Origin of the sequence: Moorena producens PAL-8-15-08-1, from assembly GCF_001767235.1 — a bacterium.
GTDB classification, from domain to species: Bacteria; Cyanobacteriota; Cyanobacteriia; order Cyanobacteriales; family Coleofasciculaceae; genus Moorena; species Moorena producens_A.
Map to the genome: position 1 here is coordinate 4,698,204 of NZ_CP017599.1, position 25,827 is coordinate 4,724,030.

A 25,827-nucleotide genomic window follows, 5' to 3' on the forward strand; every position below is an offset into this window, starting at 1 on the left:
AATTATTCAAGGATAATTTTTTCAATTTTTACTAGAACAGAAAACTGTAATTCTATAATGAATACAGTTTATTTGAGATTTAATTAAAGCTTTTAAGAGTCTAGATAAATGATTGTATTGAGCACTAGTTAAGACAAATGTAACATATTTAAAACTTCAATTAAACAGAATGTAAAACTACTGGTTGCTCAGGCAATATTTGTTGAGGTAATTCTCCTTTAAGCAGTTCTTGGTAGATAAAAACTAACTCATCATTGAGTTTTTCCATATCGTATTTTTCTTCTACTCGTGCACGACCAGCTTTCCCCATTTCTGGCCAAATTTCTGGATGCTCAATAAGATAGCTTAATTTATCTGCAATTGCATCAGCATCTCGTTCAGGAACAAGGAAACCAGAAACACCATCTTCAACTAATTCTGGAATGCCACCGTGAAAAGTACTAATTACAGGTAAACCCATGGCCATAGCCTCTTTTAAAGTATTGACTGGTGCATCTTGATTACCATCTGCTGCTGTTACACTAGGGGCGAGAAAAATTTGAGAATTATCCAGAATTTTTACTAGCTCTTGTTGCTGTTTCCAACCGAGTAATTTGACTAGATTATAAATTTTTAATTCTTTGATTAATTGTTCAAATTGTTGTCGTAATGGACCATCACCAACGATACTAAATTCAATATTTTGGTTGGTGTTTGACAGTTTAGCAACTGCTTTAATACAATACTCTATGCCTTTTTTTTCGACAAGACGACCTGTGGTGGCAATTCTTACTTTGCCATCAGCAGGCAATTTACGGGAGGTAAAGACAAATTTACTACAATCAATTCCTGAACCATGAACAACAATTTTTTGCTCAGGGCAGCCGAGTTGCAGTACCCGACCTCGAAAAAAATCACAGTTGGCTAGAAAAAAATCTCCTGTTTCTAACAGTTGGTCATAAACGTGATCGCCATACTTTTGAATAGCCCAGCTAATGTCATAGCCTCGAAAAGTAGTAATTAACTTTCCTTGGATAATACCTACCTTGCGAAAGAGTAATCCCCTCAGGCCAAATGTACCAAATTGGCAGTGGATAATATCGTAAGACTTGCCCGGTAGTAGGGTCAATGCTTCATAGATTAATCGTAACGAAATCGCATCTCTACCATACTTAAAAAAATTCAAAAATGTCAACAATTTCCAAGATTTTTTATTTATATTTATAATTAATAATAATAAACATTTTAGCAAGCGTACAATATAGTTTTTAGGAATAATGGGAGCATAATAAGTTTTTTCAAAAAGCTTGTATTTTGATACAATAGGGTGGATTTTAGATGTGTCAGCCGTATCACCATGAAGTGCATAGATATCAACTTGGTGACCACGCTCAATCAAACCAGCAATTTGATTTAAGATAAATGCCTCGGATAAAAGAGGAAACTGTCCAAGAAAAAAGGCAAATTTTAGCATAATTATTCAGAGATTAAACTCTTAATAGTGGTAATTAATTTGCGAGGAATTTCACCTCGTGAAAAAACAGATAAGACTATGCCATAGACAACTAGAATGAAAAGCGGTTGCAGTAAAGCTTTTAGGGGCATGGATAAAGGAACAATTGTTGCGGGTACTAAGGCAAGGCAAACTGTAGCAGTTGGTAATAATGTAGGTTTGAGCAAACTTACCAAATTCCATTTAGCAGTGCGGCAAGTAGCTATCCAAAACCAAGCCGTAGCTCCAACACCCATCACTAAAGCAACCGCGATCGCCACTCCTGTAATTCCCCCCAGCCAGGCCCCGACAAAGAAGGTTGGTAGAGAAAGTGGCACCAGAACCCAATTAATTGCTGCATTAATATTGGGCTTATCTAAGGCATTCAAAGTAGTTCCCAAAATAGCCATAAAGATGCGAGCATAGGCAAAAACCAGCAGGATTTGGAAAATGGGCACAACTTCTGTCCAATCTGGACCGTACATCAAAGGAATTAGCCAAGGCGCAACCACAAAACCGATACCGTGAATAGGGGCAGAGACTAAAGCGTATAGTTCGAGCATTCGACGGACATAAATCTTTTGACCCTGGCTATCTTGCTGTGACAGAACTGAAAAATTGACACGATTGAGCCGCGACAGAGCAAACCCTGGTAGCATTGCCAACTGATAGGCCATGTTATAATAGCCTAGCGCTTGAACTCCTAGTAACTTACCAATGATGAAATTGTCACCGTTGGTATTGGCATAAACAGCTAAATTGATCCCAATTAAGCTACTGATATAACTCCGCACTTCTTTAACAGCAGATGAGTCTGGGATGAGGTGGTAAGTAAAGTGATATCGACTAAACCAGTGTTTGAGAGCTGAGCCGACTGTTGCCGATGCGATTGCACCTACAGCAAAAGACCAGACACCACCACCCAGTACAGCACAAATGAATGCACCGCTAAGACGCGCCAAACTTGATGCACCGTTACAGATTGCCAGTTCTCTAAACTTCATCTGTCGCTGTAGTACAGCTGAGTGAGAACCAGCACCTGCCCGAATAAGATAAACAATGGAGGTAAAGGCAATCAGAGGCCACAGTAGGGGTACACCAAAAAACTGGGCAACAAGGAAACCAGCAAGAGCTTGTATGAAAAATAAGCCAACTGAAACATTGACACCTAGACTGTAAACGGCATTGACTAGTTTTTTGTCATCCAATCCGCGCTGAACCAAGACCCCAGCAATTGTAGAGTCTTCAAACAAAGTTGATAGGGTGGTAACTAATAGAACCATTCCCCACACACCAAAGTCATCAGGAGATAAGAGCCGAGCTAGGAAAAGCTGGGTAATAAACTTGGAGAGCTTGGCAAACATAAAGCTCGCACTCACCCACAGACCACTTTTGGCGATCTTTGCAGCATTGATTTGAGCCATAAAACCTCACGCGGAAATCTGAGACAAATACAGTGAGCGGTGGAGAGTTTTATCGTTTGCTAACTCCCTACCCTTGCGCCCCAGTAGCTCCCGCAGCTGTTGGTCTTGGCACAACTGACGTAGAGCTTGGAAAATCTCGTCAGGAGAATTTGGGTTGACTAAGATGCCACTCTCCCCATGAAGAACAGCATCTGTAACACCACCAACCCGCGAAGCAATCACAGGTTTCCCGAAGTAACCAGCTTCTCGATAAACAATGCCAAAACCTTCTATGCTAGCGGCTTGAGCATCAAAGAAGGTGAGCATGGCAAACAGATCACAGGCAGCGTAGTAGCTTGCTAATGCCTCGTTGGGTACATAGCCAGCAAAATGCACCCGCTCTTCCACTCCCTCACGACTAGCTAGAGACTTCAGTTCCGACTCCATCGAACCTCGACCACAAACTAGGTAATGGACATCAAGTCCTTCCTCCAGCAGAAACGGTAAATTTAGGATGATTCGGTCAAAACCCTTACGTCGGATAAGCCGTCCGACAGAAAGAATGACAACTGCTGTTTCAGGAATGTTGTGAGCTTGGCGTACCTGCTTGCGCAACTCATCAGCGCAGTCTAGTTTTCCTTGATTACCAAACTTTTCTGGTCTGACTGTTGGGTTAATAATATAAGTTGGCGTGTCGAACTGAAAATGGTCTTTGAGGTAATCTCGTGTGAAGGAACTATTGCAAACAATCCCTTGGATACGATTGATCGTCCAGCTAAAAAGCGATCGCAACAGGGGGTTTCGCAAAGGACAGAGGAGATCGTCACCGTGTAGGTATGCATAACAGCGGACAGGAAGCAAATAACTCAGTAGCAGTAGTGAAGGGAAATCGTAACCATGACCCCACTCAATGTAACGATAGCGGTAGTGAAAATAGAGTTTGATTCCTAGTACCAGTGACCCAACCATATTGAAAATCTGCCTGAGGAGACTCCCTAATCCCCCAGATTGCAGGAAGTTCGGAACTAGCCAGCGATGCACAGGAAAAGGTTGCCTCTGATCAAAAGCTTGATCCTCCGGACAGGCAGCGGCTAGAACAATCACCCGTTCCGGGTCTTGCAAACAGCGATTGTAGACGTACTCCTCAATTCCGCCCTCCTTCGGAAAGAAAGTACGAGAGATGACCAGAATATCTGGGGAGGAGCTTTGCCCTTGGGCTGAAACATCAAACTGTGCTAGGTTTTGCATTGTGAATTCTGTAATTTAGAGCAAAGTGTAGGCAAATCAGAGTTCAAGCAAGAAAGTGGAGCAATGTTAGCCCATTGGAGTTTGAACTTTGAGCTTTTCTGAGTTGCTCAAGTGTTGAACAATGGCTAAAAATTCAGAAGATGTTTGCTCCCAGTGATAGGAGTTGCTCACTCGCTCCCGCCCTTTTTGTCCCATGTATTGTCTCAACTCAGGGTTGGCAATCAGTTTTGAGAGGGCTTGAGCTAAACGCTGAAAATTAGCCGGGGGAACAAGTAAGCCATTTTCGCCATCTTGAACGAGTTCAGGCATAGCTGAAATATTGGTTGTGATTATTGGCAGACCGAAATACATTGCTTCTAACAGAACAATGCCAAATCCTTCTTTGAGAGAAGGTAGAACAAAAATATGAGAAGACGAATAGAGTTGGTTAAGACCGTCCTGATCAAGTCGGCTATGCAAAATTACATCATCTTTTAGGTCAAGCTTATTGATTAAATTTATGACTTTTCGATGATAATTTTGATTTTTGTCGGTCTTGCCAACGATATGGATTTTAACGCCTTGTCGTTCCACTTGCGAAAATGCTTCGATTAAGTAAATAATTCCTTTTCTTGGAATACAATGTCCAACACATAAAATTTTTAGTTCACTATGATTTTTATCTAAATTTTTAGTTGCTTCTAGAGTTTCTCTTTTTAATGCTGGTGGTAAAACAAAGATTGATTTTGTTCCGATGTTTAGGGAAGTTATTTCTTTTTCGGAAAATTTACTATTAGTGACAATTATATCTGCCCAACAAAGACAAGCTTTTTCTTGGTATCGATAAAATATTTTCTTCAATAAAAACTTGCTTTGACTATTATAGTCGTCGAAATGATGCAAAATAATGATGATTTTACCATTCTTATTAAAGATTTTATGAATTAAATTAAAAAGAAGCAAATAACGACTAAAGTAATGGTCTTCTACAATTAGTCCATTGCATCGATTAGTCAATAGGATGACCATGATTAAGTTAACGATTAGATCGCCGATAAGCGGTATCCAAGCAAGTTTGAATAAATAGCGTTTGGCATGTAGATTAATATAGTCAGGAGCTAGACCTGATTTTTTTAGCCGCTCATAAAGCTTGTAGTTGTAATATTCTCCACCGGTATTGGGAGGAAAGGCTCCCGTGAGAAAAGAAATGCGATTCATCTGTCTAAGAAAATGATGTTTATGTTGTATTAGTGGGAAGTGGGAGGGGATTTTACCTTTACCGACTTCGATGGCGGCTGCGTCTGAGAGTATCTACAACGAAACTCTCTTCAGCTATCGGGTGCTAACCCTGTAATTCTCATAATTCCTTTGGCGTAGTGTTCTACACCACAATGGGTTTCAACCCACTGGTTGCCTTTGGCAAGTAACTCTGGAGTCGTTGGGGAATTGATCACCTTAACCAGGGTTTCAGCCGCAGCCATAGGATCGTTGGGTTCAACTGTCCACTCCGGTGCAAAGTTTTGCAAAATCTCGTTAATTCCCCCAGTATTACTACCCACGACTGGTACACCACAGGCGATCGCTTCCACAACAGTGCGACCAAAAGGTTCCCGTGGAGCTAAGCTAACTACTACATCGGCATACTTGTAATAGTCTTCAATGGCAAATGTAGGTGGCAAAATTGTAAAACGGTCTGCTACTCCTGATTTTTCAGCACTTTCTAACAAAGTACGAGTATGGATTTGACCAGGAGATTTATCTTCGCCGATTATTACTCCGTGATAGAAGTGACCCTGGGCTTTGAGCTGAGCTAACACAGGAATTAAGGCACGCAAGTTTTTATCATTGACAATCCCTGGCTGATTAAGGCGCGAAGGGGTAAGCATGATACGTGCACCAGAGTTGAGTATAGGTTGTAAGTTTTCTGGAGGAGAACCAGTAGGTGGTTTATTGTTGAACTGTTCTGTGTCCACTGGTTGATAGAGAATTCCTCGAATATCCGGCATCAGTTTATGGACATGATTAGCCGTAAATTGGGAATTGCAGATAGCAGCAGGAGCGAGGCAAGTAAAAGTGACTTTTCTAGCTAAGTAACCAAAAGGGTTGTGTGAAAGAGCCAAATCATGGCAAAAATGATAGACAGGGCGCTGGCTAAGGCGGAGTTTTGGCGAAGCTTTGAGTAAGATGGGTAAATAACTGCGCCAAACCAAATTATCCAGCAGTACAGGCCAATCTTTCGGTTGCTGAGCTACCCATTGAAGCGCCTGCTGCAAAAACCGACGTTTGCCCTGACGAGGAATTGACTGAATAACAGATTCTTGACCTGCATCTTTTAAATACCTTTCTAGTAAAGAATCTGCACGAACTAAGACGCATAACTGCTCAGAGACATCACAAAGTTGAAATCCTTTAATTAGTAGTGAAAGACTCACTGTCATACCACCCAAACTACTCCAGTAGGCAGGTATAACTATTATTTTTTTTGTCTCTCTAGACTTACTATTAGAATTATTGTAGTAATTCGACAAAGTTTTAACAAGCATCTTTGATTAGAGAAACTTTTAGATTGATAGCTGAATAAACAAGTGTCTATAACTTAACTTGTTTTGCCAGAAATTTCATAATTTTTGGGTTGTTTACCTGTCAGCTTAAATCGCAAGTAGCGGCTCGGACCAAAGCGGAGGAATACCATTCCTTCTGCAGGGGATAGAGAACAAATTCCTCTGCGCATCAGCCTCTCGATAGTATCTTTTAGGGGATGACCGATAGCCAGACTTTCTTGTAGGGTAAACCAAATAATTTGCAGGACTTTTTTCCAGGATACTCCACCTTCCTCTATAGCTTGAAAGCTGAGATAATCGGAGTCTCTATTGATATCAAATCTTTGATTGATGCCAACATCTACAGCAGCTTGGTTTATGCATTTAGCGGTGTCCTCGCGTTGCTCGATTAAATAAGGAATATTGTTAGTTTGTCCTCGCCTGTTTTTTCCGTGCTTCCGATAAAACATCAGTGGTTCTTTGATACAACCAACTTTTCCATAAAAAGGAATAGTGGCAGTTAAGTAGGTATCAGCAGCACGAGGACGTTTAGGAAGCGGTGCAACCTGGTCTATGGCGTAGCGACGGTAAGATAAAGCAGAAGTGATTGCCCAGGCATATCTTCCCCATTGCAGCAGCAAAGGTCTGACATCACCTTGACTGAAAAAATTAGGATCGCGACCGATAATATTACCCTCTCGATCTATTGAAACACGCCCGTGAGAAATTTGCACCCATTCAGGATGAGCAACAAAGGCTGCTACTACTTTTGCTAACTTCTCTGGGTGAAAGTAATCATCAGAATCAAGGAAGCAAACTATTTCACCTTTTGCCTTAGCAAGACCAGCATTAAAAGCTGCTCCCTGTCCTGCATTTTCTTGAAAAACAGGAATTAGTTTATCCTGATAATATTTGATGACATCCCGTGAATTATCAGTTGAACCATCATCAACAACAATCAATTCAAAGTTGCGGTAACTCTGATTTAAAACACTTTCTATTGCTTGAGCAATAAAACGACCATAGTTGTAATTACCAATGATAATGCTAACTAAAGTAGTTTGGCCAGCATCAAGAGGTTTTTTGTTTACTGAATTAAATGGCTTTATCATATTTTTAAATAAGTTTTATTTTGTCTAAAATTCAGTTGCTGTGGTGAGCTTTGCATGAGTACGCCGAGCAAACTAATTGGCATTACGGGCAGTTCAATTTCCATCACGCAAAAGGTTAAGCTGAAGACTATAAAAATTAACAAGCCAGCCATTGGTCTATCTGACCTTGTTTTGTAAATGCCAAGAATTAGTGATGTCCAAGAGATGGCAAAAAGACTAGTTCCAATCACACCAGAGCGGTAGAGTAAAGTACCAAGTATAAAACTGTGAGAACCAACTACAGCAGGCGCATATCCTGGTAAAACTCCTTCTCCCGTCTTAACATGACCTAGTAAAAAAACAGTGTTGGAGCTATTCACAATACCATCTATAGTTCTTCGGTAGATTTCCCCTCGCACTTCTGTAGAATCAGCACGAGCCTCACCTGCTGCTTCTGCTGTACCGACTACACTGTTGAAGACGATATTAGTAACTGGGGGAATAGAAAGGGTAGTAAAACTGGTAACGGCAATTAAACCACAAAGAAACCATACTCCAAAAGCCTGACCAGCAGTAAGTAAGTAACGCAGACACAGTACTAGAGGTAAAGTGAGAACAACTGAGCGAGTTCCGCTCGTCAGAATTATAAAAATAGAGGCTGAAAAGAGAAGTACAGACCAAAGACGATTTTTGAGATCCAGAGCTAGTAAACTCGTAAAACCAACTGTTAAAGCCAAAGATTCTGGGCCTGGAAAAAAATAAACATAACGCACTAGTCCAGGTAGTATAGCTTCATCAGTAGGAAAGTAAGGCATTAGATAGTTGCTATTACCAGCTCCAGGTACATAAACTCTGCTCTTACCAGTAATAAAACCATATAGAGAGCGTGGCGGATCGTAGTATGCTTGATGCCAAACAAAGAAAATAACTACCCAAAGAACTACCATCAGGGCAACTACAACTGAAAAAGCCCAAGCAACTATTTGCCAACGAACACGTAAGTTTTTGCTTTGAATATACCAAAGTGTGATTGCAGGTCCAATCCAACTATTAAGTACTGAAAATACTCCGTTAGGACCGAGGGTATCATTATGATACACAGCATAAAAGTATCTAGCGATTAGAGTATAAACACCATACGCTAAAAATAAAACGGCAGCTACACTAGGACGACGCCAACGCACTTCCCCACGAGTATATTTTTCGTAGGCAATTAAGCCAATGCCGATCAGAAACATAAAATGCTTCCACCCTAGCAACCACCAAAGAGGTGTTAGAGCAACTAAGAGACAAACTACTTTTTCTGTTTGGGTTAAAATACTCCAACGAGGCAACAAACCAGAAAAAAGGCGATCGCTATCTTGATCTTGCGTCCTTCTTTGATAAAAACCAGGTAAATAGTTTGGCTGTCTCATGAGCTGACCTCAGCGATTTTGTGCCCGTAAAGATAGCCTTCAGGCTGTGTATCCACACCATTGACGACTAGACCGAGAATCTGAGCTCTATGTCGCATAAGTTGCTCAAGGGTATCTCTAAAGGGGTTGCGATTGCTTTTACCGAGCCAAACGACGAGCAATACATTGGGCACAACGCTTGCCATTAGGGCAGCTTCACTGGTTAGACTAACTGGAGCGCTATCAATAAGTATGTAGTCGTAATGACCACTACCTTGAGCAGCACTCAGACACTCCTCAAAACTTCCCCGAGCGACAAACTCAGCAATCTTATCCTCGTCGGGTCTTAGGGATAATAGATCAAGACCTGGTCGTATTTGGACTGGTGTCGATGGAACCTCCGACATGGCGTACCGATCCCAGCCCAAACGCTGGCTCAGTTCAGCTTTGCGGAAATCACCATCTACAACCAGTACCCGGAAACCCAAGGTAATCAATGCACTGGCTAGTCCAAGGGTGACAGTTGTCTTACCCTCACCTGAGGTTGCACTACTAATCATCAGACGGCGGTTCTTTAAAGGCTTCATACTTACGGCAGAAGCGAGCCGTTGAAATTCGATGGCTGTGCCGAAACTAGGATCAACATCTAGCACTAGATGTTTGAAAGGCGGGATACTCCTGAGAACAGGGATACTTATCGCTTGCAGGTCTTGCAGGCTGAGCAACGGATTGCGGCTTTCTAAAAACAGCACAATGGCAGCACTCCCGAAGACTGAGGCAAGAATTGTACCCAGCGCGATCGGACGGCGACCAGGACCAGAGGGCTTAGAATCTGCTCTAGGTTCCTCGAAGACTTGTACGCTGGGATAGCTGCTAAATGCATTGAGTTTGCTCTGCTGCACTTGCGCCACCAGACCGTTGTAGACCCCTTCAGCAATGTCATACTGTTGCTGGAGTTGCACGAGTCGAGCCTGTGCGGCGGGAAGGGTTTTGAGAATACTGCCAAGCTGATCGATTTGTGTTTGAATTTGCTTGCCTTGACTGTAATAGGCTTGAGTCTGGCTTTCGGCTAAAATTAGTTCTCTAATCAGAGCCGCAGATTCTTGACCGATAGTTGCGTTTACCCCTGGCTGAGCAGCTCTTGCTTGGAAAATATACCCTTCGATTTGATTTTGCAATTCCTCCCGCTGCTCAAGGAGCGCTTGCACCTGGGGATTTTCATTGGTGAATTTGGCTTGAGTTTCCGTTAAGAGGGCTTCAACTTCAGACAACTCCTGCCGGAAAAACTGGTAGTCCTGATTTTCTCCTAGACTCAGAGACCGGATTGCTTGCTGTGGATTTAGCTCAAGTCGGGCAGATAGCGTCTCCACCTGAGCTTTACTCGCTTGAGCTTGGGCTAATACCTGTGCTTGTTCAGTCGTTAGGGTATTGATGGCTGTAACCATTTCTCTAGTTTGGTCTTCCGCACTGACTAAGTTGGAAGAGGCTTTAAATGCCACTAGTGCTGCTTGAGTCTGACGCAAGTTTTCTGCGGCTTGCTCAAGTTCCTTTCTCATAAACTGCGATCGCTGGACAGCATCATCCAGGCGTAATTCATTCAGACGCTGCTGAAATGCCTCAATTAAAGCAGCTGTTCGTTGGCGTGCTAACTCTGGAGTAGACCCCTCAGCACTCAGGGAAATGATCGTAGATTCACCCTCAGGAGATACATCGAATAAGGATTTGTACCCACTCAGGCGAGGATAAAGACTTTTTTCTGGATCGAACTCCCAAACCTGACTGATTGTGTCATTGCTCGTCATAATTGAGCTGAGATTATTTAGGGGATTTACCTGTTGTGAAAAGGAAACACCTCTATCCCTGAAATCACCCAATGTGCCGAGATTTGCATTAAGATCGCTGCTGGATTTAGGTATAATTAGCTTAGCTCTGGCTGCCCAAACTTCAGTAACTTTTGAAGCGTTGTAAAGGGCAATTGCTGACAAGACAATATTCAAGCCAATTACTGGTTTCCAGTGCCTTATAGCAATTGCAATTAATCGATTCATAAGACTAAAAAATCCAGATAATTTTCTTCTGGTTTAGCAGAAGTTATAACCACTTAACAACCCCCGAATATATAGATAACTTTTAACTTACAATCAAGGTTGATCGTTTGGAATAAATACTTGATAAATGATCTGCTAATTTAGGTTCTTCGAATAGTTGACTATGAAAAGGAAGCGGTGGTTCCAAGATAACTTGCTCCAATTCTTTTAAAGTCAAGCAGTGAACCACACCAAATTGTTCAACACTTCGAGCAAATGATAGCTGATGATCGTCAATATGTTCGCTGTATTTTGCTAATCGTGGTAGAATAACAAAGCAAGCCCCTCGATTGGCTAATGCAGTGGTAGACCCCTGACCTGCATGTGAAATAACCAATCTTGAATCATCTACGATTTTCATCAACTCTTTGGATTCGAGGAGTGGTTTTGCAGTAACCAAAGAATGCTCGAATACCGGAGAAATATCACTCACACCGTACTGAACGAAAACAGACTCAGAGATTATTTTTGTGTCCAAAAGAAACCGCAGCCATTGGATAGCACGATTAAACGGATAAGGAATTGTTCCAAGAGTTACTGTGATCACGAAACATACCCCTTAAATACAGTTTTAGCATACCTTTGGCTTAGCTCTGGCCATTGAACGTAAATTTCATCGCATACCGGATAAATGAGCTTTCCAGAAAGACTCAAGTCTGTGGAACGGGAAATGCTCTCGATGAAGATAAAGCGTACACCAAAAAGTTTAGCAAACCAGGCAAAACCTACAGCAATACTGGCTCCGGTTGAAATAATCAAATCTGGTCGATCTTGAGCAATAATTGTGAAGATATTTGGGATATTTATTACAAATTTAATAAAATTTCTTGGACCTTGATAAGGAAGCCAATGAACTTGTTCTTTTCCCTTCAGTTCTTCTGTATCTTGTTTTAGATCTGTAATCCAAATTCTCTCGTGCTGCTCCCAAAACGATTTAAGGCGTTTCATTGTGGAAAAGTGACCGCCAGAAGTACAGACTAACATTAACTTCATTGCAATATTACTTAAATTTTGTGTGTTTAAAAATGCTGAATTTTACCAAAAATGAGCCCTTGAGTCGTAGCCAAATGCCACTTCACAATGGTTCCCCGATCAACTCTATGCTCTCGGAATAACTAGAGTTAGCTCATAAAGTTGTACTGGAAGAAAGAACCGAATGACCCTGGGCAACAATTCTGGGATAGAGTTCTGTGCAGTAACGTTCAATGCCACCTTGCTTAACAGGTACTCCTTTGGCTCCAATTACAGCAATTTTCATTACTTCTAGTTTTCTCTTTTACAATACTCTTGGGCAAACTAATTAAGTGGTGATGACACCCTGAGCATGTAAATTTGACTGCTCTAAAATTTGACTGCTCTATCTTGATTAAAGGCAGCCGATTAGACAGAGATTACAGAGACCGTTGGTGAGCACGGTTGAGCATTTGCTCATAAACACTGCTGACAACTGTGCGAGCACTATAGGGTTGAGCGGTGCGCACACAGGAGGAGGCTGGATAATTCTCTGGATGGTGCAAGACCTTACCCAAACTATCTGCGATCGCAACTGCAGTACGCTCTTTGCAAACAATCCCACTGTCAGCACCGAGAAATTTGGGGGTTTCACCACAATTCGTGGTCACTACAGGTGTCCCACAGGCGAGAGCCTCAAGGACAGTCAAGGGCAGTCCCTCGTAAACGCTAGTCAAAACAAATACACTACAGACACGGTATAAGTCTGCTAGTTTTTCCTGACCTACTGCTCCAAGCATAGTCACTCGCTTAGACAACCCAAGAAAGCAAATTTCAGCACGGAGTTCATCCCTTAACTCCCCATCCCCAGCAATCAGTAAGTGAACATTGGGATTATATAACGCTGCCATCGCCTGTATCAGTAACATCGGGTCTTTTTGAGGATGCAGACGACCGGCAAAGAGGATAAAACGGGTCTGTTCACACAAATTATGCTCCTGTGCCAGAGCTTTGCGTCCCTGTTCTCGTTCCTTTGGGTTTAGGGCATAGAATACCTCGTCATCAACGGTGTTTTTCAGATAAGCAACACGATTTGCGATCGCTGGATAACGCTGTTGATAAAACTTAGCTGATTCAGTATTGCAGGAAAAAATTTGGCTAAATTGCTTAACCAGTAAGCGTTCGAGGGCAAAATAGCTTGCAGAAAAACGCTGCCAAAGAATGCCATTATTAGCCGTTGCAGGATTCATCTGCTTGGCAATGTCATTGTGTACAAACAGCGTCTTCTCTCCAGACCAATTGAGAGCTGCTAAGCTAGGTTCGATGCGATGAAAATGCATAAAATCCGATGCCAAAGAACGACCGAACAGGGCAGTTGTATACTTTAGCGTCGTGGGTATTAAGCGCCTAACATTGTCATCTTCGAGAGGAAACAGGGGCATAAATTGAATGGCTCGACCCGCTAGTTCCCCTTCTTGCCATACACCGGAAGCTGAAGCCAGGTCTCCTGTTCCCACCAACCGCACCTCGAACTCACTCGGAGCATATTTGATAAAGGAGCGGATGACGGTTTGAATCCCACCAATGCTGCTATGCCAAGGATTAAACTGATAGAAAATAGTTAAAATTAGTTTTTGCATTACTTGAATTAATAAGAAGTAAAACTGTTTGAGAATAAGTTATGTAGGGCTAGGTTGCTGATAGAGTCGGCATTTTAACTTATTTCGTCGCACCCTCAGCTCAAACTCCTTATTATGGAGATGGGGATAATTTTATCTAAGTAGTTGTTTCGCCAAATTTATCGAACCATCAGTTTTTTAAGTTAACGAATTATGAATTTATTTGAGTTAATTGAAGTAGACTAATGCGTAAGCTTATACTGACTAAATTGGCTAATTTTTTCCAAAATTTTGCGCTATGGGTAGTCGTACACAAGTAGTGATTTGAGCTGCCCTTACTTTGAACAGACTGTAGCCAAACCACTACATCATTTACTACTACCGCGATGCCTCAAAACGATTCGAGGATTTTTTGGTGTGCTGATAAATCAGTATTGGGTTTTATGATCTATTTGGAAATTCTATATAGTTAAGCATAGTGTCTTCACCAACTAAGTAGTATGATTGGAATCACTACCCTTGATTCCCTATCAATAGTAAGTCAATGGCATTGATTAAATCCCCTAACCTAGGATAGAATTATATTTTTCTTAACCAAAGAAATTGTTGGGGTCTTTAAAATCATAAAAACTTAGTAAATTTTAGTTTAATAACTAATTATTAACTACACCTTCAAAACTATAAATCCGGATAGTTATTAAAAATTGAGTAGCCACTGGATTTAGAAATCGCTATTAGTAGTTTGTGAATAGTTTGTGAATTACTCTCAACTTCAAAAAGCTTAAAATTATTTCCAGACAAATTTTCCAGACAACACTTAAGCATACGGAAATCACCGGACATGATATTAGATAATGTTCGGTTAATTACTTTCCAACCCAAATATTAACTAGATTCTTGGTAATGGGTAATCGTTAATGGGTAATTGTTAACTACTTTGTCTTGATGCAAAGCGCGAGTGGTTTGAATTTACCGTAAGACAGTTGAGCCTTAATCAATAAGTTTTACCCCTTTTCTGCATAGCCGACCAACCATAAAGGCTCAACGTAATCAGGTTTGGTCTCCGGGGGAAACCACGCCAGTTGCTCATGGTTTGTTCGCGTTCGCCTTTGGCGTGGCCGTAGGCCAAGCGTGGCCGTAGGCCAAGTTACCGTAAGATAGGGTCGCCTTCTTAACAAATATTTAACCCTTTTCTGCATAACCTGCTAACTATAAAGGCTCCACAATAAACAGGTTTCGTCTCCGGGGGATACCCCCGCGTGAAGGCACTGGCTCCCCAAGACCGCGCTGCATCGCTTTAGCAATTAAGCACTCGGAGATAATTTTTTTAACTGTCTTAAGAAACTTAACGTTGCTCAAACCCTGTCTTGATGAGCTACCTCGCTGCATCGCTTTCTTTCCCTGTTCCCTTCTCCGAAGTTCCCTTGTATGGACAGTCAACTTAAATTGTATCCAACTACTTACTAATTACCAATTACCCGGGAAGGGATATGATAATTAGTCAACGGAATAGGATATAAGTTATTAATATTTTGGACTCTGATAGTCTTGGTAAAAAACGCAGCAGGATATGGATGGGAACCATAATTCCAATCAAGATGGTAGTGCTAACTAGTAGATAGGGATTGCTTGGTATCCCACATTTCGCACTTGAAAGTGTAGTTTGGAAGCTACTGCGTCTCGCTACGGGAACACAAACACCGAGAACCGCTTAATTTAGAACACCTTAAGTATTTCTAATCAAAAATATTGCAAGCACCGCCACAGTATAGATACTAGAGTCTACATACTAAACTGAATGTTACAAACTGACGTGTGGACTATCGCCTCACAGTCTATCGCCCTGAATTTGATCTTTGACTCCCAGAGCCACTCGATCTAGACCGTGATACACCCATAATTTTATATCCCAAAGGAATCATTACAAATGTGACCTTGCACTGTCAATGAAAAGCTGTAGCCAATGTCTCAGAGGATTTGGTTACATCGTGGCGGCTATATGCTGGCCATTTAGCCCACTAATCTACCGCTTTATTGAGACTATTATCAATTAACTTGAAATTTGACGGCAAAATTTGCCCAAAACTGATTTTATTTTTAAAATTATACTTAATTTATTTAAATTGTCAAGTGTTCAATGTAACTAATTGATTATCATGCCACCTAACTATCCATTCCGTGCCATACTGGAATAAAGCTATAGGTGCGCTTTCCGCATCTAATTATTAAATTCGCCACGGGTCGCACCTCCTGATCTGATCAGGTTACTGATCCCGAAAAGGGTGTGTGACACTTAACTATAGAATTTCCATTTGAGTTGTGAACCTAATTGCTTAGGAAAAGGCAAGAGGCAAGAGGCAAGAGGCAAGAGCTAATAAAGTATATAAAGATTTTTGGTAGCGATGCAGCGCCGACCTGCGGGGGTTTCCCCCACTCGCGCTTTGCATCAAGACAATCTAAAAAATTGTAATCTTTGTTTACAATTCAGTTAGAAATTCTATAGCAGTTGTGAATTGGGTGAGGTACTTTCGTCGTGGGTTAATGGGACTAGGGAGTAGGGAGTAGGGAGTAGGGAATAGAGAGTAGGAATCCCCGCGCGCAAGAGGCTAATAAAATTGAATGTACCTAATCGGTATGATCAACACTATATATATTCCTTATAATTATTCAAACAATTGATATACCTTGGTTTTGGTCATCTCTGACTCAAGACCATCAGCAAAAGGTGCACAGAGTAAGACGATGACAGTAGATCAGCTCATAGATGTACTCACAGTGATGGGGTACACTAAATTGACTTCCCTTCAGAAATGGATTCTGTACCAAGCCTGGGAAGAAAAAACCTATACCGAGATGGCGGAGGAAATACACTACGGTAGTGAATATCTCAGGAGAATCGCTTCTAAGTTATGGCTATTGCTCAGCAAGTTTTTTGACAAACCAATCACTAAGGGCAACTTCAAACCAGTTTTAGCTAGCATTCCTCTGAATCCCTTACACCAAGAGCGAATCGAGCAATATTACCAATCCTTGAGCCAATGCCCAACTTTTCCGATTGGAGTAGTTCCCCTATCATCAGCCTTTTACATTAAACGTCCCCCTGTGGAAGAAATGGCTTACCAAGCCATTGAACAACTCGGAAGCCTAATCCTGATTAGATCCCCGAAAGAGACTGGTAAAACCTCTTTGATGCTGCGGATACTAGACCGGGCAAAATCCCTGGGTTACGGAACAGTATTGATTAATTTTGCCCAAGCTGAAAGAGGGATTTTAAGTAATTTAGATCGGCTATTACGCTGGTTGTGTGCTAATCTATCTAATCAACTGGTGCTTGCCAAGCAACTGGATGACTATTGGGATGAGGACATCGGCAGTAAAGCAAGCTGTAGCTCTTTTTTTCAAGGACATATCTTAGAGTCCCTTGAACAGCCCCTAGTTTTGGCAGTTGATGAAGTGAATCGGCTCCTTGAGCATACCGAAACAGCTCTTGACTTTTTTCCTCTGTTGCGATCTTGGTCTGAGGCTGCCAAACAGGTGACACCTTGGCAAAAACTGCGGCTTGTGGTTGCTTACTCCACAGAAGTTGATATTCCTGTTACAATAGCTGACTATTTATCGAATTTAGGATTGCCCATTGAATTACCGCAGTTTAACCCTCAACAAATTCAGCAGTTAGCCCAGGTTTATGGACTCGATTGGTTTAGAGGTCAAGCTAGCGAGAAATTAATGGCTATGGTGGGGGGACATCCGAAATTAGTTCAGCTTGCTCTCTATCACTTGGCTTGTCAAAACCTTAGCCTAGAAAAACTTCTTGAGCAAGCACCTACCCGAGAGGGAATTTATAGGGATCATCTGCTGCTAAAATTAACTAGACTTAGGCAAAATGCTGAGTTAGCCACTTTCTTCAACAAGGTGATTCAAACCGATAGAGGTGTTGAGTTAGATTCAATCTTAATCAATAGATTAAAAAATATAGGTTTGATAACCTTTGACGAAAATCACGTCATGCCAAGTTGTGATTTATATCGTCAGTATTTCTTAGCACAGCTTAATGAGAAGTGATTTATCTCCAAGAAAGTTGGGACAGCTATTGAACATCTAATTTACCCAAGTGATTAATGCCCAACTGACTAATAAGTTTATTTTAGTTTGATGTTGACGGTTAACCTTAAGCAATGAACCGTTAACCGTAAAAATTAAGATTAACTATAGCATTTTAATTAGACTAGAGATGATTTTTTATAACATCAATCCTTTAAAACTACTGTGCCTGAGCTTGTTAAACCTATTGTTTAACCTGTAGGCTATCAACATGTTTAGGCATGACTAGTAAAGGAGGTGGGCTTGAGCGGTAAGCTAATTGTTTTCGAGGGAGTGGAAGGCGGTGGGAAAACTACCCAACTACAGCGATGCTCAAATTGGCTTCGAGCTGGTGGCTTACAAGACTGTCTAGGTACTTTGGATCAAACCATGCCCGTTGTAGTCACTAGAGAACCGGGGGGAACATTATTAGGCGCTAAGGTTCGGCAACTGCTACTGGATAAAGATTCCTCACCGATTCACCCTCGGGCTGAACTTTTACTCTATGCTGCTGATCGGGCTGAACATGTTGAAGAGTTGATTAAGCCACAGTTGGTCAACGGAGCAATTATCTTATGCGATCGCTACACAGATTCGACAATTGCCTACCAGGGTTATGGGCGAGGTATTGACTTGAAATTGATTGAGCAGCTTAATCAAATTGCTACCGGTGGACTGGAAAGTGACCTCACCCTGTGGCTGGATATTGATGTCGAAATTGGTCTGGAACGGGCGCGACAGCGGGGAAGCGTTGACCGCATGGAGCAAGCTGACTTAGCATTTCACCGACGAGTGCAGCAGGGATTTCAGCAGTTGTATCAACAAAATCCCCATCGGATTGTTCGGGTAGATGCTAGCTACAGTGAGGAGGAAGTCCATAATTCCATTCAGAAGATTTTGCGTGAACGGTTTAAATCATGGTTCCAGGAGCATTCGATTTTATCCTAGGGCAAGACCAAGCGATCGCATTATTGCACGGAGCAATTACAACCAACCGCATTGCCCCTGCCTACCTGTTTGCCGGTCCATCTGGGGTGGGGCGGAATCTGGTAGCACGGGCTTTTATTGAACAGTTGTTTTGTCAAGGTATCCCAGCTGATGGGCAAGTATCAATTAAAAAACGACTGATTCAGGGCAATCACCCGGATGTATTGTGGGTAGAGCCAACCTATCTCCACAATGGTATACTTGTTTCTGCTACAGAGGCTGTCCAAAAAGGAATTCAGCGTCAGGCACCCCCCCAAATTCGGTTGGAACAAATTCGGGAAATTGCTCGGTTTCTGAGTAATTCTCCTCTAGAAGCATCGCGCAAGGTGGTGGTACTAGAGCAGGCACAAACTATGGCAGAGCCAGCAGCCAATGGTTTGCTGAAGACTCTCGAAGAACCGGGAAACGCTACGTTGATTGTGATCGCACCTAGCACTGAGTCTTTGTTGCCGACCCTAGTGTCTCGCTGTCAGCGGATTCCATTTTATCGCCTGGGGCCCGAAACTATGACAACAGTGCTGCGGCAAACCGGTCATCAACAGATTTTACAGGAACCATCAGTACTCGCCATTGCCCAGGGAAGTCCAGGGGAAGCGATCGCTGCTTTTGAACAACTCCAAGCTATGCCCCCAAACTTACTCACCCAACTTACACAGTTACCCCACACATCCCGTCAAGCATTAGCACTGGCAAAGGAAATCGACAACAAGCTGGATACCCACACTCAGCTTTGGTTAGTAAAGTATTTACAACACTGCTACTGGCAATCACACACTCAACCAGACATGATTAAAAAGCTAGAGCAAGCTCGGCGATACCTGCTCAGTTATGCTCAACCGCGATTGGTTTGGGAGGTAACCCTGTTGGAATTGAGTATTCTTGAAGGATCAAGGATTTAGGATCAATTATAAAGTCGCTATTATAAACGATGAAGTGGAAAATATCAAGGATAAAATAGGAAGGATCAAGGATAAGGTGGAAAGGATCAAGGATAAAGCTCCATCAAGTATTTTCTAATACTGGATATTTAGGTGCGCTCTTACCATTAAGAATTAAATTCGCGTGATTGTCGCACCTGAAGAAAACCCTACTAATCAAAATCGTTATGACTATGATATATTTGTAAAGGTTCGTAAATAATCAATTAGATTTGATACCATTTGTGTGGTTGGTTACAGATCATGGTCTGGCCATGAAAATCGGATATTGGGTAGATCATTTTCTTATCCATGAACTCCCTCTCAAGATGTATGTATTTAGCCAGCACTTTGAGAAATAGTATGAGTAGCATGGTTTGAGGTGACCACCACTTGATCAGCAATCTGTAGCCAACTGACACCCTACACACTTTAAGGAGCATAACTACATGACTACAACAGAAGGATGTCTCCGGGTAGGCCAACTGGCTCCCGACTTCACGGCCACTGCTGTATTCGAGCAAGAGTTCAAGACAATTAAACTGTCTGACTATCGTGGTAAATACGTCGTTGTGTTTTTCTATCCCCTAGACTTCACTTTTGTTTGTCCTACCGAAATTACTGCATTTAGCGATCGCTTTGAAGAATTCAAAGAACTAGGCACCGAAGTCCTTGGCGTCTCTGTTGACAGTGAATTCTCTCACCTAGCTTGGATTCAGACTGACCGCAAGAATGGTGGTGTAGGCGATCTAGCTTATCCTCTGGTTTCTGATATCAAAAAAGAAATCAGCACAGTTTACAACGTTCTTGACCCGGAAGCCGGTATTGCCTTGCGTGGTTTATTCATCATCGACAAGGAGGGCATAATCCAGCACGCTACTATCAATAACCTCTCCTTTGGTCGTAGCGTTGACGAAACCCTGCGTACCTTGAAAGCGATTCAATACGTTCAAGCTCATCCCGATGAAGTTTGCCCAGCAGGGTGGCAACCAGGTGACAAAACTATGAACCCTGACCCTGTTAAATCAAAAGTTTACTTTGCTGCGGTATAACCGAATCGCAAATATCTCCGCCCTCCTACCTTGAAGACGGAGCTTTGATACTGGGAAATTGAGTGGGTATAATACCTCTTCAATTTCCCATTAACATTATGGGAAGATTTTGAGGGTAGTGATAAATAGGTAGTGATACAACAGCAGTTTTCAATTAGGTGAGGTACTTTTGTATTGGGTTTTAGAGAGCAGGAAGTCGGGAGTCGGGAGTCGGGAGTCGGGAGTCGGGAGTCGGGAGTCGGGAGTCGGGAGTCGGGAGTAGCGAAAATTTTCTATACCTTACCAAAATCAGAATTGCCATAGCACGGAAGTACCGGAAAACAACATAGGTGCGCTCTTACCATTAGGTGCGCTCTTACCATTAAGAATTAAATTCGCCACGGGTCGTACCTGTTGCTGTCCTCCCGCACTAGACCAGTCAAGAATGCTCGTTCTTTGTGGCAAAATGGTCAAGAAGTCTGTGTCAGTACCTACAGATGTTGGTCCGCATATAGTGAGTAGGAGGAGTGTGAATCCATTGAATCAAAAAATGGCGCTGCCTGGGAGGAAATACAATGTCAGAAGAGCAAAAACAGCAGCCAGAAGCGGCAAAGGATGAACCAATTCAAACGCCGCCGACACAATCAGTGACAGATAAATCCGAAGACAGCTTGGAAACAACAAGTCCATCGCCTCAGACAACTGGCAAAGGAAAGTTATCGTCTTCTGAGCCTAAGTCTGGATTAATGAATCGCTTGCTGCCGATTCTTAGTACTCTTGGCCGGTTTTGGGATGGCACCTTAAAAAAAGTCCGCTCCTTGCTACCGGCAGCTTGGAATGAAAAACTGTCTGATTGGATGTTGACTGGTGCGATCGCAAGCGTGGTAGTAGTCGTTCTATGGACAACACTAGCGCTTCTACCAAAGACACCAGCACAGGTGGCACAAGTTCCTGGTGATACCATTAATTCTCCAGAAAATTTGGAAGTGGCTGAGGAATCACAACTTGTGGAATCGGAACCCATACCCACACCAGAGTTAACTCCTGAACAAAGCCTGATTGTAGCAATTCAAAATCAAATTACGGGTATTACGGCTCAGTACGGTAATGACCTGATTGAAGCAATTGAAGCGAACTTTCTCACAAGTATGCTTTTGGTGAAGGTCAGTGATGAGTGGTACCAACTCAACGATGCTCAGCAGAATACCTTAGCTCAAAGGATGCTGAGTCAGTCTCAAGAATTAGACTTTAGCAAGTTGGAAATTACTGACCTAAAAGGAAAGTTAGTTGCCCGTAGTCCTGTGGTGGGGTCAACTATGGTCATTTTTACCCGACATTAATCCTGTGATCTGTTGACGGTTGAGGGTTGACCCTTGACTGTCAACCCTCAACAACCCTAACTTTTTAGGTGATAGAATAGGTGATCAAATCAATTATCTGATCACCATTATCCCCCGCTTAATGGGTTCAAGCGCTTCATGGCACGATTTACTACTTCGGAGTAGCGTAATTGTCCACACAGAATGTTGAGCATGATTTGAGTAGCAACGGGTTTTTTAACGCCGACTTTGTACCCAATTCCGGGAAAGCTGTAGAACGCACCAGCGAGCTTAGCAGCCCAACTCATATCAGTTCCCCGTTCTTGCTGCATCACCTGGGTATAGTTTTCTAAGGCATCAGCTTGACCTGCCAAAGCTTGTTGAATGGCCTCAGCTGCTTTCATGCCACTGAACATGGAGGGTCGAATTCCCTCAGCAGTCATGGGATCCACCACACAGGCTGCCTCCCCAGCTAATACAGCATTTTGTGTATCCAGCTTTTCCTGACGTTCCCAGACGCAGATGGCACCTTCGTGCTGTTTACAGCTACTCAGGTCTAAGCCGGATTTCTCCGCATAACCTTTGACTATCTTTTCCATGTCTTTCAGGTCACCACCCCGTAAGGAGCCAAGACCAATGGAGTAGCCTTCGGCTTTAGGAATATTCCAGATAAAGCCATTTTTGACTTGACCAAAGTCAAAATGGATCTCCGTACTATTGGTTTCGGATTTGGGCACCTCTAGGGCTAATGCCAGACGTGACTTACGTTCTTTGAATCCCAACCATTTTGCCATCGGTCCAGTAGCACCGTCAGCCGCAATTACGTAGCGACCTTCAACAGTCCCATTGACAGTGTTGACCTGCCAGTGGTCCCCCTTAAACTCCACCCCTGTAACTGCTGTATTATCTCGAATTTCAGCACCTTGTTTTTGGGCTTGTTGGATGAGATAGTGATCGAAAACATCCCGTTGCACCATCCAAACTGGTTCTTGAGTGTCCAGTTTCACCTCTACTGGATCATCCATTTTCCAGGTGTAGCGTACACTCTCAGCTTTCAGAGATATCGCAGGTGTAAAGTCGAAATCAAACCACTGTTGCACTTGTGGGGAAACCGCACCACTACAAGCTTTGTACCGGGGTAAGGATTCTTTTTCTAGAACCACCACAGATTTTCCAGCTTTAGCCAGGTGATAAGCAGCCGTTCCACCAGCCGGTCCCGCACCAACGATTATGCAGTCAAACATGATGTTTCTACTTTACTCCTCAAAGATTTATCGATTGAAGTTCACAGACTAACAGCCCAGTGTGTCAGCCTACTATCCAAGTTGAGTGACCAATTTACCAGGACTTACTCACCCATGATGCCCAGCAATTGAGACAAACTAACATTCGGGAATTGTAAAATCACTATCAATTCATAATAATGACCCTACAAACATTGCAGGGTCGAGATTAGGCTATTACCAAAATGCTTACCCTTAATCAATAACATCCTGAAAACGCCTAATCAGTTATTATCTGGATGCACCTCTACACTGATAGTTTTTGTCTCTTGTTCATTCAATTTTTCAGTCATTAGACTCGTTAATCCGGATAGTTTAGTTGGCTAATTATTAGGGTAATCATTAGTTTGTATAACCATTATTGACCTATAATTTTTGAAACATGTAGAGTTTTGAGCAATCTTTATTAAAGTTTCACGAATTCACAGCCAAAACTATAGCCAAAACGATTAGTGTATTTTTTCCTTCCCCATCCTCTTTCCCTATGAGCTTCTTCTCAATCCTCAGTCTATCTCAAATCGGTTGGTATCGGTATTGAGGAGTTCAACCAAGGTAGGAGAGATTTTGTTATAGCAGATTTGGGTAGACTTGGGAAGTTATATCAGATGGCCATTATCTTAGAAGTCTAATGCCGTCAGAAACAAAATCACCACTAGCCCTAATTTTCTACCTGGCAAACTCAAATCCACGCGCTCAAGCTATTATCTCTATAACTTCGGTTTTGGTCTTTAGGAATTGTTAGGGTCTTGCTGACTCCTAGTCTTACCTGAATTCACGCTCCCAACCAAACCCCTGGCATAATACCACTAACCTTACTAAGGGAAAGTAAGCCATAGCAATGACTTATTTGACCTAACCTAAGATCGTTCGGTGCTCAAGTCCCGCCTAATATGGATTTTGATGAGTTCTGAAAACTACCTCAATCACCCCAATTTTGGTCTACTGTTTCGAGTTTGCATTGTTGAACCACAACAAGAGTTGTTCACTACGATCTATGCCCAGAGACTTTTCTTTTTGGTGAAAAGTACTACCAATGGCATTGCCTTTGAGCCAATCAGTCGTTCTGAGGCTCGGCTGTTGGTAGAAAATCGCCTGCGCTTACTTAGGCGCAGTGGTTCATCGGCTGATTATGAGCAGCTTAGAGTTATCCATCAGCAAACCTTCCAATAAGTTCCATAAGGAAACCTTCCCATGATTGGTTTAATTACAGAACCCATTACCAAGATTCCCCAACAAATCCCACCCAATTTACCGCTGAAAGCAGTTACTAAAACTAGGTCCCTAGAAGCTAGGGGAGGGGCTGATGCTGCGCCATCTGCGGGATTGCCTCCAAAAGTGGTTACGACCTAGGGCTTCTTTTGCTGGAAGCTAAATTTGAAGTACCCACAACCAAATCGAAGGTTGTTGAATGGGTTGGTCTTACCGCCAAAAGTAGGTCCCAACGACCATTGTGAGCGTCTGGTGAAATGAGATGATCGGATGAGGAAGTAATGGGGTAGTATATACCCAACCACATCCATCATCAATATTGCCCTCTTATATATAATGGCATAGCCTTCTGAAAGTTGCTTTTTTCCAGAACTACACCCCGATCAGAAGGCAGATCTATCTCTTATATTGATAACCTTGTGGTGTTCTCAAGGGTGAAAATTATTAAGTAAGCTCAAGGGTAAGTTAGACTGTTTAAGTTCTAGTCTAAGCATCTACTAAAGACTGCTGCCCTAGAGAAGGTCGATTATCGGCTTTGCAGAAGCTTACACTAAAGTTGTGATGGAGAGTTGACTATGAGCGGTATTTTTAATAAGCTGCGCGATTTCGTCGGTCTGAATGAGCCAGTGGAATACGAATACGAATATGAAGACATTGAGGGGGATGCCTACCCAACTCCCTACCCACAAGAGCAACCGGTTCAACCGCCACCAGAGGAGGAACGTCCGACCAGACGACGTTCTCGGGAGCGGACAACGGTATCAGAAGCAGGGGTAGGGCCATCTCCGATCAATAATGTGATTGGCATGCCTGGAGCAGTCAATGGCATTTCAGAAGTGGCAGTGATTGAACCTCGTTCCTTTGAAGAAATGCCCCAAGTGATTCAGGCACTGCGGGAACGGAAGTCGGTGGTTTTAAACCTGACCATCATGGATCCAGACCAAGCACAACGAGCAGTTGACTTTGTAGCTGGTGGGACTTACGCTATTGATGGTCACCAAGAGCGTATTGGTGAAAGTATTTTCTTGTTTACACCAAGCTGTGTTCAGGTAAGTACTCAGTCTGGTGTGATTCATGAGATACCTACTCCCCAGGCTCCTCCTCCCCGTCAGACAGCTCCGTCACCAGCCTGGGGTTCTGAGCCAGATCAGATGGCTCAGTAAGAGTCAGGACTTGACCAGTGTCTAGTGCGCGCGTGAATAACATTAATAGTTGAAA

The 25,827-nt window shown here is 42.6% G+C and carries 22 protein-coding genes; 8 read left to right on the plus strand and 14 right to left on the minus strand.

Annotated features, from left to right (window positions below):
* Positions 1-160: 160 nt before the first annotated feature.
* The 13 genes from BJP34_RS17480 to BJP34_RS40060 form a co-directional block, all read right to left on the minus strand.
* Positions 161-1,453 (minus strand): glycosyltransferase, encoded by a 1,293-nt coding sequence (locus BJP34_RS17480; RefSeq protein ID WP_070393446.1) that lies wholly within the window; start codon positions 1,451-1,453, stop codon positions 161-163.
* A 2-nt stretch (positions 1,454-1,455) separates the two neighbouring features.
* Entirely contained in the window at positions 1,456-2,895 is a 1,440-nt protein-coding gene (locus BJP34_RS17485; protein WP_070393447.1) for an oligosaccharide flippase family protein, read from the minus strand.
* Between the two features lie 6 nt (positions 2,896-2,901).
* A complete protein-coding gene (locus BJP34_RS17490) occupies positions 2,902-4,122 on the minus strand; it encodes a glycosyltransferase family 4 protein (protein ID WP_070393448.1) in 1,221 nt (406 codons plus the stop codon).
* A gap of 66 nt (positions 4,123-4,188) precedes the next feature.
* Positions 4,189-5,319, minus strand: coding sequence for a glycosyltransferase family 4 protein (locus BJP34_RS17495; protein WP_070393449.1), 1,131 nt, complete (start codon positions 5,317-5,319; stop codon positions 4,189-4,191).
* A 110-nt stretch (positions 5,320-5,429) separates the two neighbouring features.
* Complete coding sequence (locus BJP34_RS17500; protein WP_070393450.1) at positions 5,430-6,644, minus strand: glycosyltransferase family 4 protein; 1,215 nt, start codon at positions 6,642-6,644, stop codon at positions 5,430-5,432.
* A gap of 53 nt (positions 6,645-6,697) precedes the next feature.
* Complete coding sequence (locus BJP34_RS17505; RefSeq protein WP_070393451.1) at positions 6,698-7,753, minus strand: glycosyltransferase family 2 protein; 1,056 nt, start codon at positions 7,751-7,753, stop codon at positions 6,698-6,700.
* Positions 7,750-9,147, minus strand: a complete 1,398-nt coding sequence (locus tag BJP34_RS17510) for a hypothetical protein (RefSeq protein WP_070393452.1) — start codon at positions 9,145-9,147, stop codon at positions 7,750-7,752. Before BJP34_RS17510 ends, BJP34_RS17505 begins: the two co-directional genes overlap by 4 nt.
* Positions 9,144-11,174 carry a GumC family protein gene (locus BJP34_RS17515; protein WP_070393453.1) on the minus strand — a complete coding sequence of 677 codons (2,031 nt, stop codon included), beginning with the start codon at positions 11,172-11,174 and terminating at the stop codon, positions 9,144-9,146. Before BJP34_RS17515 ends, BJP34_RS17510 begins: the two co-directional genes overlap by 4 nt.
* Positions 11,175-11,256: 82 nt before the next feature.
* Positions 11,257-11,760, minus strand: coding sequence for a glycosyltransferase (locus BJP34_RS17520; protein ID WP_070393454.1), 504 nt, complete (start codon positions 11,758-11,760; stop codon positions 11,257-11,259).
* Positions 11,757-12,206: a PssD/Cps14F family polysaccharide biosynthesis glycosyltransferase gene (gene pssD, locus BJP34_RS17525; protein ID WP_070393455.1), complete on the minus strand. Its 450-nt coding sequence runs from the start codon at positions 12,204-12,206 to the stop codon at positions 11,757-11,759. Before pssD ends, BJP34_RS17520 begins: the two co-directional genes overlap by 4 nt.
* Positions 12,207-12,339: 133 nt before the next feature.
* On the minus strand, positions 12,340-12,471 hold the full coding sequence (locus BJP34_RS49015; RefSeq protein WP_267876596.1) for a hypothetical protein: 132 nt from the start codon (positions 12,469-12,471) through the stop codon (positions 12,340-12,342).
* Between the two features lie 133 nt (positions 12,472-12,604).
* The gene (locus tag BJP34_RS17530) at positions 12,605-13,804 is read right to left on the minus strand and encodes a glycosyltransferase family 4 protein (RefSeq protein WP_070393456.1); all 1,200 of its coding nucleotides are present in this window, start codon (positions 13,802-13,804) and stop codon (positions 12,605-12,607) included.
* A gap of 1,188 nt (positions 13,805-14,992) precedes the next feature.
* The gene (locus tag BJP34_RS40060) at positions 14,993-15,172 is read right to left on the minus strand and encodes a hypothetical protein (RefSeq protein WP_149031024.1); all 180 of its coding nucleotides are present in this window, start codon (positions 15,170-15,172) and stop codon (positions 14,993-14,995) included.
* Positions 15,173-16,561: 1,389 nt separating this feature from the next.
* Between BJP34_RS40060 and BJP34_RS17535 the strand changes: the two genes are divergently transcribed.
* The 5 genes from BJP34_RS17535 (at position 16,562) to BJP34_RS17560 (ending at position 22,138) form a co-directional block, all read left to right on the plus strand.
* Positions 16,562-17,845: an AAA-like domain-containing protein gene (locus BJP34_RS17535; protein ID WP_229424422.1), complete on the plus strand. Its 1,284-nt coding sequence runs from the start codon at positions 16,562-16,564 to the stop codon at positions 17,843-17,845.
* 282 nt (positions 17,846-18,127) lie between these two features.
* The gene (tmk, locus tag BJP34_RS17540) at positions 18,128-18,811 is read left to right on the plus strand and encodes a dTMP kinase (RefSeq protein WP_070396729.1); all 684 of its coding nucleotides are present in this window, start codon (positions 18,128-18,130) and stop codon (positions 18,809-18,811) included.
* Positions 18,781-19,749: a DNA polymerase III subunit delta' gene (gene holB / locus BJP34_RS17545; RefSeq protein WP_070393458.1), complete on the plus strand. Its 969-nt coding sequence runs from the start codon at positions 18,781-18,783 to the stop codon at positions 19,747-19,749. The genes tmk and holB overlap by 31 nt, the downstream gene beginning before the upstream one ends.
* 467 nt (positions 19,750-20,216) lie before the next feature.
* Entirely contained in the window at positions 20,217-20,819 is a 603-nt protein-coding gene (locus tag BJP34_RS17555; protein ID WP_070393460.1) for a peroxiredoxin, read from the plus strand.
* Between the two features lie 554 nt (positions 20,820-21,373).
* A complete protein-coding gene (locus BJP34_RS17560; protein WP_070393461.1) occupies positions 21,374-22,138 on the plus strand; it encodes a hypothetical protein in 765 nt (254 codons plus the stop codon).
* Between the two features lie 107 nt (positions 22,139-22,245).
* On the opposite strand, the gene BJP34_RS17565 is transcribed toward BJP34_RS17560, so the two are convergent.
* Positions 22,246-23,361, minus strand: a complete 1,116-nt coding sequence (locus BJP34_RS17565; RefSeq protein WP_070393462.1) for a geranylgeranyl reductase family protein — start codon at positions 23,359-23,361, stop codon at positions 22,246-22,248.
* Positions 23,362-24,300: 939 nt separating this feature from the next.
* Here BJP34_RS17565 and pipX point away from each other — a divergent pair.
* The 3 genes from pipX (at position 24,301) to BJP34_RS17575 (ending at position 25,772) form a co-directional block, all read left to right on the plus strand.
* Positions 24,301-24,570: a transcriptional coactivator PipX gene (pipX, locus tag BJP34_RS17570; RefSeq protein WP_070396730.1), complete on the plus strand. Its 270-nt coding sequence runs from the start codon at positions 24,301-24,303 to the stop codon at positions 24,568-24,570.
* Between the two features lie 21 nt (positions 24,571-24,591).
* Positions 24,592-24,750: a hypothetical protein gene (locus BJP34_RS43555; RefSeq protein WP_158517272.1), complete on the plus strand. Its 159-nt coding sequence runs from the start codon at positions 24,592-24,594 to the stop codon at positions 24,748-24,750.
* Positions 24,751-25,184: 434 nt separating this feature from the next.
* A complete protein-coding gene (locus BJP34_RS17575) occupies positions 25,185-25,772 on the plus strand; it encodes a cell division protein SepF (RefSeq protein WP_070393463.1) in 588 nt (195 codons plus the stop codon).
* Positions 25,773-25,827: the final 55 nt, after the last annotated feature.

Coding starts and splice junctions, on each gene's coding strand:
- BJP34_RS17480 (WP_070393446.1), bottom strand. CDS start 1,453: ATGCTAAAATTTGCCTTTTTTCTTGGACAGTTTCCTCTTTTATCCGAG.
- BJP34_RS17485 (WP_070393447.1), bottom strand. CDS start 2,895: ATGGCTCAAATCAATGCTGCAAAGATCGCCAAAAGTGGTCTGTGGGTG.
- BJP34_RS17490 (WP_070393448.1), bottom strand. CDS start 4,122: ATGCAAAACCTAGCACAGTTTGATGTTTCAGCCCAAGGGCAAAGCTCC.
- BJP34_RS17495 (WP_070393449.1), bottom strand. CDS start 5,319: ATGAATCGCATTTCTTTTCTCACGGGAGCCTTTCCTCCCAATACCGGT.
- BJP34_RS17500 (WP_070393450.1), bottom strand. CDS start 6,644: ATGCTTGTTAAAACTTTGTCGAATTACTACAATAATTCTAATAGTAAG.
- BJP34_RS17505 (WP_070393451.1), bottom strand. CDS start 7,753: ATGATAAAGCCATTTAATTCAGTAAACAAAAAACCTCTTGATGCTGGC.
- BJP34_RS17510 (WP_070393452.1), bottom strand. CDS start 9,147: ATGAGACAGCCAAACTATTTACCTGGTTTTTATCAAAGAAGGACGCAA.
- BJP34_RS17515 (WP_070393453.1), bottom strand. CDS start 11,174: ATGAATCGATTAATTGCAATTGCTATAAGGCACTGGAAACCAGTAATT.
- pssD (WP_070393455.1), bottom strand. CDS start 12,206: ATGAAGTTAATGTTAGTCTGTACTTCTGGCGGTCACTTTTCCACAATG.
- BJP34_RS49015 (WP_267876596.1), bottom strand. CDS start 12,471: ATGAAAATTGCTGTAATTGGAGCCAAAGGAGTACCTGTTAAGCAAGGT.
- BJP34_RS17530 (WP_070393456.1), bottom strand. CDS start 13,804: ATGCAAAAACTAATTTTAACTATTTTCTATCAGTTTAATCCTTGGCAT.
- BJP34_RS40060 (WP_149031024.1), bottom strand. CDS start 15,172: ATGCAGCGAGGTAGCTCATCAAGACAGGGTTTGAGCAACGTTAAGTTT.
- BJP34_RS17535 (WP_229424422.1), top strand. CDS start 16,562: ATGGGGTACACTAAATTGACTTCCCTTCAGAAATGGATTCTGTACCAA.
- holB (WP_070393458.1), top strand. CDS start 18,781: ATGGTTCCAGGAGCATTCGATTTTATCCTAGGGCAAGACCAAGCGATC.
- BJP34_RS17555 (WP_070393460.1), top strand. CDS start 20,217: ATGACTACAACAGAAGGATGTCTCCGGGTAGGCCAACTGGCTCCCGAC.
- BJP34_RS17560 (WP_070393461.1), top strand. CDS start 21,374: ATGTCAGAAGAGCAAAAACAGCAGCCAGAAGCGGCAAAGGATGAACCA.
- BJP34_RS17565 (WP_070393462.1), bottom strand. CDS start 23,361: ATGTTTGACTGCATAATCGTTGGTGCGGGACCGGCTGGTGGAACGGCT.
- pipX (WP_070396730.1), top strand. CDS start 24,301: ATGAGTTCTGAAAACTACCTCAATCACCCCAATTTTGGTCTACTGTTT.
- BJP34_RS43555 (WP_158517272.1), top strand. CDS start 24,592: ATGATTGGTTTAATTACAGAACCCATTACCAAGATTCCCCAACAAATC.
- BJP34_RS17575 (WP_070393463.1), top strand. CDS start 25,185: ATGAGCGGTATTTTTAATAAGCTGCGCGATTTCGTCGGTCTGAATGAG.